The following is a 13352-nucleotide window of genomic DNA, read 5'->3' as shown; positions in this document are numbered from 1 at the left end:
ACAGGAGAAGGAACGCCTGAAATAGGCATTGCCTCAGTTTTGTCGAGGGGCCGTTTCGTGTAAAGAGCGCGGACTTCAAATTTCTTGGACCAGCGGACACAATCCGCCGCCAACGCAATCGACAGGAAAACCCACGGAATGCGCACGGACACCGGCCAGGTCTTCAAACTCGAAGACTATCGCCCCAACGACTACCTCATTCCGAAAACCGACCTTACCTTCCGCCTTTCGCCAGACGCAACGCGTGTCACCGCCGTCCTCACGATAGAGCGCCGTGACGACGTCTCCGTGTCGGCACCGTTGGTGCTCGACGGCGACGGGCTGACGCTCAAGCGCATCGAGATCGACGGCAAGAAGGTAAAACCGGCGGATCTGCTGGCGACGCCTGACCGGTTGACAATCCTCAAGCCACCGGCGGCGCGTCGCTTCCAGTTGCTCATAGAGACCGAGGTGGCGCCGGCGGGCAACGAAGCCCTGATGGGCCTCTACCGCTCGAGCAATGTCTACTGCACGCAATGCGAAGCGGAGGGCTTTCGCCGCATCACCTATTTCCTCGATCGTCCCGACATCCTGTCCGTCTACACGGTGCGCATCGAGGCAATGCGTGACGAAGCGCCGCTGCTCCTGTCCAACGGCAACCCGGTCGACAGAGGCGACCTCGGCGACGGCCGGCACTATGCCGTGTGGCACGACCCTTTCCCCAAGCCGTCCTATCTGTTCGCGCTGGTGGCCGGCAATCTCGGCCGGCTTGCGGACAGTTTCGTCACGCTATCGGGCCGCACGGTCGAACTCGGCATCTATGTCGAGCCCGGCAAGGAGAAGCTGGCCGGCTACGCGATGGATGCCCTGAAGCGGTCGATGAAATGGGACGAGGAGGCATTCGGCCGCGAATACGATCTCGACGTCTTCAACATTGTCGCCGTGTCCGACTTCAACATGGGCGCGATGGAGAACAAGGGCCTCAACATCTTCAACGACAAATATGTGCTGGCCGACCGGGAGACCGCGACGGACGCCGATTTCGCCAATATCGAGGCGATCATAGCGCACGAGTATTTCCACAATTGGACAGGCAACAGAATCACTTGCCGCGACTGGTTCCAGCTCTGCCTGAAGGAAGGCCTGACGGTTTTCCGCGACCACGAATTCTCCGCCGACCAGCGTTCGCGCGCGGTCAAGCGCATCGCCGAAGTGCGCACCTTGCGCGCCCACCAGTTTCCCGAGGACCAGGGTCCGCTGGCGCATCCGGTGCGGCCGCGCCGCTACCGCGAGATCAACAATTTCTACACCGCCACGGTCTACGAGAAGGGCTCTGAAGTGGTGCGCATGATCCGCACAATTCTCGGTGCCGACGTCTTTCGCGCCGGCATGGACCTCTATTTCGAGCGGCACGACGGTGACGCAGCGACGATCGAGGATTTCATCAAGGTGTTCGAGGATGCGTCCGGCCGCGACCTGTCGCAGTTCGCGCTCTGGTATCATCAGGCAGGCACGCCGAACCTGACGATCAGTTCGACGCACAATCCGGCGGCGCAAGAGTTCACGCTCGAAATCGAGCAGTCGGTACCGCCGACACCCTCCGAAAGCCGCAAGCGGCTGATGCACATCCCGCTGGCTTTCGGCCTGATCGGCGCCGGCGGCAAGCCTGTGCCGTATAGCGGCGTCGAGGGCGCCAGCGTCGAGGACGGCGTCATCCATATCCGCAAGCGTCGCCACATGGTGCGGTTTTCAGGCGTCACCGAGCGCCCGGCCGTGTCGCTCAACCGCGGCTTTTCGGCGCCGGTGACATTGTCCGTCGAGCAGAAAGCCGACGACCAGTTCTTTCTCGCCCGCCATGACAGCGACGCCTTTTCGCGCTGGCAGGCCTTCAATACTTTGCTGACCGATGCACTGATCACCGCCTTCCGCGAGATCCTCGGCGGCAAGCAGCCGGCCTTTGCACCGCGGCTGATCGAACTCGCCGGCAGCATCGCCGGCGACGAGACGCTGGAGCCGGCCTATCGAGCACTGGCGCTGGCATTGCCCGGCGAAGCCGACATCGCCCGCGACATCGGCCGGAACATCGACCCCGATGCTATCTATGCGGCTCGCGAGGCACTGGCGTTGGCGATCGGCACTGCGAACCGGGACGTTTTTTCGGGCCTTTACCGCGGCCTTGCAGACAAAGCAGCGTTCAGCCCCGACGCGGCGAGCGCCGGACGACGCGCCTTGCGCAACACTTTGCTGGATTATCTGTCGCTGCAGCCGGGTGGAGCAGCACTCGCCGCCAGGCATTTCCAGTCGGCGACCAACATGACCGACCGCGCGGCAGCACTTGCCGTGCTCGCGCATCGTCACCACGGTTCGCCCGAGGCGGTCGAGGCGCTGGCGGCTTTCGAGACGACCTATGGGTCCGACCCGCTGGTCATGGACAAATGGTTCCAGATCCAGGCCAGCGTTCCGGGGCCGCAAACCGTCGACACCGTGAAGGCCCTGACCAACCATCCGGCCTTCTCGATGGGCAATCCGAACCGGGTTCGCTCGCTGATCGGCACCTTCTCCAGCGCCAACCAGACCGGCTTTCATCGTGCTGACGGCGAAGGCTACTGGTTCTTTGCCCAGACTGTGCTCGAGGTTGAAAAGCGCAACCCGCAAGTGGCGGCCAGGCTGGCTACGGCGCTCAGATCGTGGCGTTCGCTCGAACCTTTGCGGCAGGCGAAGGCCAGGGAAGCGCTGCTGTCGATCGCCGGCGCCGAAAACCTGTCGGCGGATCTGCGGGATATTGTCGAGCGCACGCTGGCGTAGGGATAGTGATCTCCCCCACGAGGGGGGAGATCGACCATTTCGACGTTATTTTAGTCGATTTTTAATCTTTTTTGGCCGGACCACTGGACAAGGCGAATCACCTTTGATTCTTTACTGACGATTCGGATGTGCGGCGTTTGCCGGATCGCCAAGCAGCATAGGCAAATTCGGGGAGTGCCATTTATGGCGAAGGCGGACGCGTGGGGCGCGCCCGGAGGGACGGCTTTTGCGCGTCGTGAGACGCGCGGCGACGGTCTTGCCGGGAATACGCGGCTCATCGCCGAACCGGCCTATCGACGGCTTCTGGCCGCCGAGCCGCTGCTGCGCCGATCGATACCCGTCCTCATCATCACCTTCCTGATCGTCATCGCGGCGCTGCGCGTGCTGTCGCTGATGAACGAGCGCGACGATGTCGAGCGCAATGCCAAGGCGATCCTGACGCTGGCGGCGGGCCAATTGGCCAGTTCGCTCGCCACCACCTCGGAAACGATGCCCGGCGCCATACAGGACCTGCTGGAGACCACCAGCCGTCAGGGCGCGATGGGCCGCAGCCATGTGCTTGTCATCACCGACAGCGCTTTCAAGATCGTCGCGGTGACGCCGCGCTCCATGCCATGGCAGGGCCATTCACTCGACGGCCTCGTCGAGGGCGGCCAGCCCTTGTTCATGTTCGGCGATCGTGCCGGCGTCATGGACGTCAACATCGACGGACGGGATTGGTACGCGGCGGTCAGCCTGGCGGATGGCGGAAAGGGCGCATCGGCGGCCCTGGTGCCACAGGACGCGGTTTTCGATGCCTGGCGCAAGACCGTTTCACTGAACGTCACCCTGTTCGTGCTGACGGCCGGCGTGCTGATCGTCATCCTCTATGCCTATTTCGGCCAGGCGGCACGTGCGCAGGCGGCTGACCGCATCTATCTCGAAGCGCATCAGCGCATCGATATGGCGCTGGTGCGCGGCCGCTGCGGCCTGTGGGACTGGGACATGGTGCGCGGCAAGATGTACTGGTCGCGCTCGATGTACGACATGCTCGGCTACAAGCCCTGCGACACGATGCTGTCCTTCGGCGAGGTCGATCAGATCATCCATCCCGAGGACGGTGACCTGTTCGAACTCGCCAACAGAATTGTCGCACGCGAGATCGATCATATCGACCAGGTGTTCCGGATGCGGCATTCCGACGGCCAATGGGTCTGGATGCGCGCACGGGCACAGGTCATCGATCCGGAAGCGCCGGAGATCCAGCTGATCGGCATTGCCGTCGACGTCACCGAACAGCGTCATCTGGCGCTGCGTTCCGAGGCTGCCGACCTTCGCCTCAGGACGGCGATCGAGAACATCAACGAATCCTTCGTGCTGTGGGATTCGACGCAGCGCCTGATCATGTGCAATTCCAAATACCAGCAGGACAATGGGCTTTCGGACCGCGACGTGATGCCGGGCACCGCGCGCGCGGCGCTGGAAGAACGCATGCTGGCCTTTGCTTCCGAACGGCGGCTCGCCCACACCAGCGGCCTGCAGGGCGGCGCCACTTTCGAGCGCCAGCTGGCCGACGGCCGCTGGCTGCAGGTCAACGAACTGAAGACCCGGGACGGCGGCATCGTCTCGGTCGGCTCCGACATCACCCAGATCAAGCTGCACCAGGAGAAGCTGGTCGACAGCGAGCGCCGGCTGATGGCGACGATCCATGACCTCAGCCTGGCGCGGCGGGCCGAAGAGGAGCGTTCGCGCGAACTGGTCGACCTCAACCGCAAATACATGAAGGAAACCGAACGCGCCGAAGCGGCGAACCGGGCCAAATCCGAGTTCCTGGCCAACATGTCGCATGAGTTACGCACGCCGCTGAACGCCATCATCGGCTTCTCCGAACTGATGGAACAGGGGCTGTTCGGCCCGCTCGGATCGGAGCGCTACGAGGAATATGCCACCGACATCAACAGCAGCGGCAAATATCTCCTGGGCGTCATCAACGACATTCTCGACATGTCCAAGATCGAAGCCGGCCAGTTTTCGCTGGACCGGGAAGAGATCGACCTCGGCCCGCTGATCAGCGAAACCGTACGCGTCGTTTCGCTGCAGGCGGCGCAAAAGGCCATCACCGTGGAAACGCGCATTGCCGATGCGCTGACGCTGGTCGCCGATCGCCGTGCGATCAAGCAGATCGTCATCAACCTTTTGTCCAATGCGGTGAAGTTCACCGGCCAGGGCGGCCACATATCGGTCAGGGCCCGCAACACATCCGGCGCGCTGGTGCTGACGATCGAGGACAATGGCTGCGGCATCCCCAAGGATGCGCTCGGCAAACTCGGACGGCCTTTCGAGCAGGTGCAGAACCAGTTCTCCAAGAGCCATGCCGGGTCCGGCCTTGGTCTTGCCATCTCACGTTCACTGGCCGAACTCCAGGGCGGCGCGCTGAAGATCCGGTCGAGCGAAGGAGTCGGCACGATCGTGTCGGTGCGCATCCCGGTGAAGAAGGCCGCGCCGGCGATCAAGGCCGCAGCCTGAAGATTTCATCACCATTCCAGGCTTGATCCCACCTCGCAGGCCCGAGGTGAGATGCTTTGACAAAACTATCTATTTTATCTATTTTAGATAGAAAAGAGAGGCATTGCTATGCGAGTGACTTCAACAGAATTCCAGCAGAATGTCGGGCGTTTCCAGGACGTTGCCCAGCGTGCGCCGGTCGCAATCACAAAGAATGGCCGGACCCACACGGTACTCCTGTCGGCGGCGATGTTCGAGGTGTTGGTCAAGGGACGAGTCGCCCGTAACGCGGAAGAATTGGACGATGAGACGCTGAACGCCATCGCCGAAAGCGCCGTACCGAGCGAATATGCCGGGCTCGATGCGATGCTTAAAGACTGGACACCGTGAGCCTGCCCAAACCTATCCCGGGTCTGTTGATTTCCTATTCTTACCTCTGGGTGAGAGAACACGAAAAGGGTGCCGAAGAAGGTCGCAAAAACCGACCATGCGCCATTGTCGCCGCGCGCCGGGTCGTGGAGGGCCGTGAAGTTATAACGGTCGTTCCGGTCACACACTCGCCACCGGCTGATCCTGCCGATGCAGTAGAAATACCTGCGCCACTCAAAGCCCATCTCGGCCTCGATGATACGCCGTCATGGATCGTCGTGACCGAAACCAATGACTTCCTCTGGCCGGGTCCCGATCTCAGGCCCATCGCGGGCAGCAAACCGTCCCGATCGACTATGGCATGCTGCCGCCGCGTTTCTATGCCTATCTGCGCGACCGGATTTTGCAGTCTCACGCGAGCCGGGCGCTCCAGCAGATTCGGCGAACAGAGTAGCTGCATGAGACCGGAAGAGCACGAAACGTCTTCGGTTCCAGGGGACGATCGCTTCACGGTCATCCCGTACGAAGCAAAAGATCGAAATCCTTCCTGACCGTCTGCGACGTCTCCTTGAGGTGTGCTTCCAGCACACCGAAATCCGGCAGGTCGGTCACCGCCAGAAGCAGATCCGAAAGCCCCGGCGGAACGTCGTCGCGCTCAAAGGCTCCGGTGAGGCACAGCCGCGTCATCTGGGTCAGTGCAAGATAGAGCGCGTAGGCGTCGCCAAGCTCCTGCCTCACCCCGGCATCGGCGAAGCCCGGTGCCAGGCGCGACAGGATCTCGGCGGTGCCGGTGGCGCGGCGCCCGGTCTCGACCTGCCCGGTAATGACGGCCACCTGGGCGATGAATTCCAGATCGATCAATCCTCCGGGAATAAGCTTGATGTCCCAGAGATCGCGCGGCGGCTTTTCCTTCTCGATCATAGCCCGCATGTCCGCAGCCTCGGCCATCACCTTTGCAGCATCGCGCGGCTGGCCCAGCACCGCCGCTACTTCCGCTTCAACCTCGCCACACAGGCTGGCGTCGCCAGCAATGGCACGGGCGCGGGCCAGCGCCATGTGTTCCCAAGTCCAGGCTTCCTGGCGCTGGTATTTCTTGAACGCATCGATATGGGTGGCCACCGGTCCCTTGTTGCCGGACGGCCGCAGGCGCAGGTCGAGTTCGTAGAGCACCCCCTCCGCCGTCGGCGCGGACACCGCCGCGATCAGCCTTTGCGTCATGCGGGTGTAGTAATGCGAAGGTGCCAGCGGCTTGTCGCCATCGGACTCTTCGGCATCCGGCGCGTGGTCGTAGAGCAGGATCAGGTCGACGTCCGATCCGGCGGTCAGCTCGCGGCTGCCAAGCTTGCCCATACCGAGCAGCGCAACCACACCGCCGGCAATGGTGCCGTGGCGGGCCGCGAATTCGGCCGTCACCGCCTGCAACGCAGCCTCGATGGTGAGATCCGCCAGATCAGAAAAGGCGCGGCCGGCCCGCGCCGGATCGATCGAGCCGGCGAGCAGCCGGACACCGATCAGGAATTTCTGCTCGGAGGCAAAAATGCGCAGCCGGTCGAGCACATCCTCGTAAAGCCGGTCGCCCTCGACGAAGGCGGAAAGCCGCGCCGACAGATAGGCGCGGTCCGGTAGTTCGGTGAGCAAGGCCGGGTCGAGCAAACCATCGAAGACATGCGGCCTGCGGGTGATGATCGCCGCCAGCCGGGGGGCGGCCCCCATGATCGTCGCCAGAAGCTTCAGCAGGGCAGGATTGGACTGCAGCAGGGAGAACAGCTGGATACCAGCCGGCAGGCCGGCGAGAAACTCGTCGAAGCGCATCAGAGCTTCGTCGGCCCGGCGCGTCTGGCCGAAGGCGCGCAGCAGCGCCGGCGTCAGTTCCGTCAGCCGCTCGCGTGCCTCCGCCGACTGGGTGAGGCGATAGCGGCCGAAATGCCAGCCACGGATGACGCGGCAGATGTCGCTTGGCCGCTGAAAACCGAGCCCGTGCAAGGTCTGCAGCGTATCGGGATCGTCCACATCGCCGGTGAAGACCAGGTTGCCGATGCCGGTCGACAGTTCGGGTGCTGTTTCGAACAGTGCCGCGTAGTGGCGTTCGACCTGCTGCAGCGAGGCACGGAACGCTCGAGAAAAGGCAGAAGCATCGGCAAAGCCGAGCATGCGGGCGATGCGCTCCAGGCCTTCATCATCTTCCGGCAGCGTGTGCGTCTGCTCGTCGGCAACCATCTGCACGGCATGTTCGACGCGGCGCAGGAACCAGTACTGGCGGGCAAGCGCATCGCGCGCCTCGGCGGTGATCCAGCCGCGGGTCGCAAGCTCGCCGAGCATCGGCACGGTCTCGCGGCCACGCAGTTCAGGGAAGCGTCCGCCGGCGATGAGCTGCTGGGTCTGGACGAAGAACTCGATCTCTCGAATGCCGCCGCGGCCAAGCTTGACGTTGTGGCCCTTGACCGCAATCTCGCCATGGCCCTTGTGGGCGTGGATCTGGCGCTTGATCGAATGGACGTCGGCAATCGCCGCATAATCCATGTATTTGCGCCAGATATAGGGCTGCAACTCCTTGAGGAAGGCCGCACCCGCGGCCAGATCGCCTGCCACCGGGCGTGCCTTGATCATCGCGGCGCGCTCCCAGTTCTGGCCGCGTGCCTCATAGTAGCGCAGTGCCGCCTCGACCGGGATCGCCAGCGGTGTCGAACCGGGGTCTGGGCGCAGTCTCAGATCGGTGCGGAAGACATAACCGTGTTCGGTGCGGTCCTGCAGGATGCGCACCAGGCGGCGCGTCAGCCTCGAAAACAACTCGGTGGCATCGAGCGGATCGACGACGGCGGGCGCTTCCGGATCGAAGAAAACCACCAGATCGATGTCGGAGGAAAAATTCAGCTCATGCGCGCCGAGCTTGCCCATGCCGAGCAGGATCCAGCCCGACTGTTTCGACGGATTGCCGACATCCGGCAGTTTGAGTTTGCCCTGGCCATGCGCGTCACGCAGCAGGAAGTCGACGGCCGCACGGGTGCAGGCGTCTGCAAGATCGCTCAATCGCCGGACCGTCAGCGCCGTTTCGGCCTCGCCGGCAAGATCGGCCAGCGCGATGAGGAAATGCGCCTCCGCCTTCCACTGGCGCAGCTCCATCATCAAGCCGGATTCCGAGACTGCTTCGGCTAGATGCACCTGGTCGATGGCGGCGCCGATCACCTTCAGTCGAGCCTCGATCGTCTGCTCGAACAGCCCGTCCAGGATTTGCGGCCGGCGGCGTGCCGTATCGCGCAGGAACGGCGACAGATCGAAGACGGCGGCGAGGAAATCCTGGCCCTCGCCCTTGCCGGCCAGGAACTTGGCCAGCCGCGTCAGCCTCTCTTCGCGCGCGGCGGAAGCGATCTCGGCCAGTTCCAGCCGCGCACGCTCCTTGTCGAGCGGGGCAAGCCTGGCAGCCGGCTTCAGCAGCCATCCAGTCTCCACCCGCTTGGCTGAAGTGCTCATCAGTGATCCTCCCGAGCCGGGAAACTCATGACCACGGATAGTCCAGGATTGCCAGGCAAGAGTTCAAGCCGGCCATTGTGGAACGTCATGACCGCCTTGGCGAGGCTGAGGCCAAGACCGGAACCCGGCTGCGAACGGCTCTTCTCCAGCCGCACGAAACGTTCCGTGGCCCGCGCCCGGTCGCCATCGTCGGGAATGCCGTGTCCATTGTCGGCAACCGACAGGCGAACGTCCGTACCGGCTCGCTCGAGCGTGACGCGCACCGCCGGCTGGGCATTGGCGCCGGTCGAATATTTGATGGCGTTGTCGACGATGTTCGACAGCGCCTGACCGATCAGTTCGCGGTTGCCGTTGACGGACACCGCGTCGCGCGCGTCTGCTTCCAGCGACACGCCTGCCTCTTCCGCCACCGGCTCGTAAAGCTCGACAACGTCGCGCACGGCCTCCGCCAGATCGACGCGGTTGGTGTTCTCCGAGGAGTAGCCAGCCTCCAGCCGGGAGATCATCAGGATGGCGTTAAACGTTTTTATCAGCTGGTCCGACTCGGCAATAGTGCCTTCCAGCGCCTGCCGGTAATCGGTGGGCTTTTGCTTGCCCGAAAGCGTCGCTTCGGCCCGGTTGCGGAGCCGGGTCAGCGGCGTCTTCAGATCATGCGCGATGTTGTCGGAAACCTGCTTCAGGCCTTCATTCAGCGTGGCGATCCTGGCCAGCATGGCATTGAGATTTTCGGAGAGCCGGTCGAACTCATCGCCAACCCCCGTCACCGGCAGCCTGCCCGACAGATCGCCGCCCATAATGCGGCGGCTGGCTTCCGACACGCTGTCGATGCGCTTCAGCGCGGCGCGGCCGACAAAAAACCAGATCAGCAATCCGCCCAGCCCCATCATGCCGAGCGCCAGCATCAGCGCACGGCGGATGACCGCACGAAACCGTTCCGGCTCGCCAAGGTCGCGGCCGACCAGCATGATCATCTGGTTCGGCAACCGCAGCACCAGCGCAATGGCGTTGTGGCCCTTTTCGCCCTGCGCCTGCGCATCGTTCTGCTCGGATTGGGTGGTGGTGCCCTGCTCGGCGGGAAGGTTGCGCAGGCGCTCGAGCTCTCCCTCGCCAAAACGCTGATAAGAGAACGGACTGCTGGTCCAGCCTTCGGTTTCGAGAACGCCCGGCTCCAGGCTCTGCACATTGCCGGTCAGGATCTGTCCGTTGGCGTCGGCGATCAGATAGAGGTTGGCGCCGGGCTGGCGCGAGCGGGCCTCGACTACACGGACCAACACCGGCAGACCGCCACGTTGATAGGCGCGAGCCAGACCGAGCACCTCGTCATTGATGGTGTCCTGTGTCTGCCCGGTCAGCATGCGCGCCGACAACGAGGTCATGTAGAAGACGAGCGCCACCGCGCAGAGCGCGAAGAGCAGGAGGTAGAGCGCCGAAAGCCGCGCTGCCGTCGTCTTCATGATGGCTGGCACGGAAAGAGCCATGCCGCAGCTAGATCAGCATGAGGTTTGGTCGAATCGTCATGCCGATCTAGCTCTTTGTTGGAGCATGATCTTTTCCGAAAACCGGTTCCCACTTTTCGGGATCATACTCTAGCCGCTCTTCAGCATATAGCCGGCGCCGCGAACCGTATGCAGGATGGGCTTGTCGAAGCCCTTCTCGATCTTGCCGCGCAGCCGCGAGACATGGACGTCGATGACATTGGTCTGCGGATCGAAATGATAGTCCCAGACATTTTCGAGCAGCATGGTGCGCGTCACCACTTGGCCGGCATGCCGCATCAGATATTCGAGCAAGCGGAATTCACGCGGCTGCAGCGTTATCTCGCGTGACGCACGGCGTACCGAATGCGACAGCCTGTCGAGTTCGAGATCGCCGACGCGGTAGACGGTTTCGGCTTCCTTGGCGCTGGCGCGACGGTTCAGAACCTCGACGCGGGCGAGAAGTTCGGAGAAGGCATAGGGCTTTGTCAGGTAATCGTCGCCGCCGGCGCGTAGACCCGTGACCCTATCATCGACCTCGCCGAGCGCCGACAGGATCAGCACCGGCGTTGTGTTGCCCCTGGACCGGAGACCGGCAATGACCGACAGGCCGTCGCGACGCGGCATCATCCGGTCGATCACCATCACGTCGTAGTCGCCGGCGTCGGCGAGCGCAAAGCCGGTTTCGCCGTCACCAGCGACATGCGCGGTGTGACCGGCCTCGGCAAAGGCTTTCTGCAAGTAATCCGCAGCCTCGCGATCGTCTTCTATGACGAGAATCTTCATAGGGCTGTTATACGCGATTTCGCCGGAAGGTTGAGTGGCAGACATCTGCATTGTGGCCTTTGCCAAAGCGCACCGCGATCAAGATTGCCGAAGCCGTACGCGATAAAGCTGCTCGCTGCCGATGTCATTTTGCGTCGGATCGCGGAAGCGCTTTTGAAAGTGTGCGGCAGCGGACGATGGGAAGCCCGCTGCCGCCGGGGGAAGGCGCGATGACTGACTAACGCGCGCTTCTCCATGCTTTCCCCTACGGCGGCTCGGGGGTGTTGAAACTGCCGCACTGGAAAAGTCCAACGTGCCGCCGGAACGCCCTCACCCACCTGGAAAGGCCGAGAGATCGCTCCGGGGCCAACCTCAGCCCTTGGCGACGGGCAGCGCGACGAAACGATTGGTGTCGTCGCGGGTGATCTGCATCAGCACTGCCTTGCGGCCGGATTTGACTGCATCGGTCATCGCCTTGGTGACGTCGTCGGTGCCGTTCACTTCGGTCGAATTGACCGATGTGATGACGTCGCCCGGCTGGATACCGCGATCGGCGGCATCGCTGTCGGGATCGACATCGGTCACCACCAGTCCCTTGCCGTTTTCAGACTTGGTAACGGTCAGGCCGAGATCGGCCAGCGTGTCGGGCTTGGCCGGGGCGGCGGGCTGCTGCTGGTCGACAGAGGCCTGCTTGTCGCTCGAGGGCAGTTTGCCGAGATCGACCTTGACCGTCTGGCTCTTGCCGTCGCGCCACACGGTGACGTCGACCGACTTGCCAGGCGAATAGGCGCCGATCAGCCGGGCCAGTTCCTTCGGCGAAGCGACATCCTTGCCGTCGACCTGGGTGATCACGTCACCGGCCGTGATGCCCGCCTTCTTGCCGGGACCATCGTCCTGGGCACTGGAAACCAGTGCGCCGTTGTTGGACTTCAGACCAAGCGACTCAGCGATGTCGGAGGTGACCGGCTGGATTTCCACACCGAGCCAGCCCCGCTGCACGGAACCGCTCTTCATCAGGTCCTGAACGACCTGCTTGGCGGTCGAAGCGGGAATGTCGAAGGCGATGCCGACGCTGCCGCCGGATGGCGAGAAGATCGCGGTGTTGATGCCGACGACCTGGCCGTTGAGGTTGAAGGTCGGACCGCCAGAATTGCCGCGGTTGACCGATGCGTCGATCTGGATGAAGTCGTCATAAGGGCCAGCGCCGATGTCACGGCCGCGGGCGGAGACGATGCCGGCGGTGACGGTTCCACCAAGGCCGAACGGATTGCCGACGGCCACCACCCAGTCGCCGACGCGAACCTTGGAGTCATCGGCGAAGTCGACATAGGTAAACTTGCCGACGCCGTCGACCTTAAGCACGGCGAGATCGGTGCGCGGGTCGGTGCCGACCAGCTTGGCGTCGAGTTCCTTGCCGTCATGCATCACCACGGTGAAGGCCGAGCCTTCCGAAACAACGTGATTGTTGGTGACGAGATAGCCGTCATCCGAGATGAAGAAGCCCGAGCCCTGGGCAACCGGCCGCGGCTGGTCGTTGTTGCGGTCGCGGTGGCTGAAGCGCCTGTTGCCGCCACCCTGGCCGTCCTGGTCACCAAAGCCACGGAATTCCTTGAAGAAGCGGCGCAGCTGTGGATTGTTGGGCAGGTTGTTCATGCCATCCTGGTCGTCGGACGGGTCGGAGCCATCATCGGCGGCCGGGCTGATCTTGGCCTTGACCTTGACACTGACAACGGCGGGAGAAACGCGCTCGACGACATCGGCGAAGCCCGGCACCTGCGGCGCCTCGACGCGTACGGCATCGGCCAGAACAGGGCTGGTTCCGCTGGTCAGCGCGCCAACGCCGATCGCACCGGCCACGGCGACAGATGCGACGGCAGCCATGAGACGCTTGCGGGTGACGGAATATGAATTGGGGGCAATATTCATGGATCTCTTATCCTCTTTCAACGGACGCTGCTTGGTCGGCATCCTCGGAAAGGAGAATTAGAGCGGCACACATTACAGCGC

At 63.1% G+C, this 13352-nt stretch carries 7 protein-coding genes; 3 read left to right on the top strand and 4 right to left on the bottom strand.

Annotated features, from left to right (window positions below; translation table 11 throughout):
- Positions 1-138: 138 nt before the first annotated feature.
- From pepN to AC0L24_RS03180, 3 genes are all read left to right on the top strand, one after another.
- Positions 139-2784, top strand: a complete 2646-nt coding sequence (gene pepN / locus AC0L24_RS03190; RefSeq protein ID WP_127810916.1) for an aminopeptidase N — start codon at positions 139-141, stop codon at positions 2782-2784.
- A gap of 183 nt (positions 2785-2967) precedes the next feature.
- Positions 2968-5289, top strand: a complete 2322-nt coding sequence (locus AC0L24_RS03185) for a PAS domain-containing sensor histidine kinase (protein ID WP_127810917.1) — start codon at positions 2968-2970, stop codon at positions 5287-5289.
- 108 nt (positions 5290-5397) lie between these two features.
- Positions 5398-5658 (top strand): type II toxin-antitoxin system prevent-host-death family antitoxin, encoded by a 261-nt coding sequence (locus tag AC0L24_RS03180; protein WP_127810918.1) that lies wholly within the window; start codon positions 5398-5400, stop codon positions 5656-5658.
- A gap of 492 nt (positions 5659-6150) precedes the next feature.
- Here AC0L24_RS03180 and AC0L24_RS03175 read toward each other — a convergent pair whose 3' ends face one another.
- The 4 genes from AC0L24_RS03175 to AC0L24_RS03160 all read right to left on the bottom strand — a co-directional run bounded on the left by AC0L24_RS03175 (position 6151) and on the right by AC0L24_RS03160 (position 13271).
- A complete protein-coding gene (locus AC0L24_RS03175) occupies positions 6151-9105 on the bottom strand; it encodes a bifunctional [glutamine synthetase] adenylyltransferase/[glutamine synthetase]-adenylyl-L-tyrosine phosphorylase (protein WP_127810919.1) in 2955 nt (984 codons plus the stop codon).
- The gene (locus tag AC0L24_RS03170) at positions 9105-10583 is read right to left on the bottom strand and encodes a sensor histidine kinase (RefSeq protein WP_127810920.1); all 1479 of its coding nucleotides are present in this window, start codon (positions 10581-10583) and stop codon (positions 9105-9107) included. The genes AC0L24_RS03175 and AC0L24_RS03170 overlap by 1 nt, the downstream gene beginning before the upstream one ends.
- Before the next feature lie 108 nt (positions 10584-10691).
- Positions 10692-11366 carry a response regulator transcription factor gene (locus AC0L24_RS03165; protein ID WP_023812818.1) on the bottom strand — a complete coding sequence of 225 codons (675 nt, stop codon included), beginning with the start codon at positions 11364-11366 and terminating at the stop codon, positions 10692-10694.
- A gap of 351 nt (positions 11367-11717) precedes the next feature.
- Positions 11718-13271 (bottom strand): Do family serine endopeptidase, encoded by a 1554-nt coding sequence (locus AC0L24_RS03160; protein WP_127270962.1) that lies wholly within the window; start codon positions 13269-13271, stop codon positions 11718-11720.
- Positions 13272-13352: the final 81 nt, after the last annotated feature.

Source organism: Mesorhizobium sp. WSM4809 (assembly GCF_055811655.1).
The sequence above is the reverse complement of the archived record's forward strand: the minus strand, read 5'-3'. Positions and strand labels throughout refer to the sequence as shown.

Bases quoted from the DNA above. Each gene is read 5' to 3' on its own strand.
- pepN (WP_127810916.1), top strand. From the start codon at position 139: ATGCGCACGGACACCGGCCAGGTCTTCAAACTCGAAGACTATCGCCCC.
- AC0L24_RS03185 (WP_127810917.1), top strand. From the start codon at position 2,968: ATGGCGAAGGCGGACGCGTGGGGCGCGCCCGGAGGGACGGCTTTTGCG.
- AC0L24_RS03180 (WP_127810918.1), top strand. From the start codon at position 5,398: ATGCGAGTGACTTCAACAGAATTCCAGCAGAATGTCGGGCGTTTCCAG.
- AC0L24_RS03175 (WP_127810919.1), bottom strand. From the start codon at position 9,105: ATGAGCACTTCAGCCAAGCGGGTGGAGACTGGATGGCTGCTGAAGCCG.
- AC0L24_RS03170 (WP_127810920.1), bottom strand. From the start codon at position 10,583: ATGGCTCTTTCCGTGCCAGCCATCATGAAGACGACGGCAGCGCGGCTT.
- AC0L24_RS03165 (WP_023812818.1), bottom strand. From the start codon at position 11,366: ATGAAGATTCTCGTCATAGAAGACGATCGCGAGGCTGCGGATTACTTG.
- AC0L24_RS03160 (WP_127270962.1), bottom strand. From the start codon at position 13,271: ATGAATATTGCCCCCAATTCATATTCCGTCACCCGCAAGCGTCTCATG.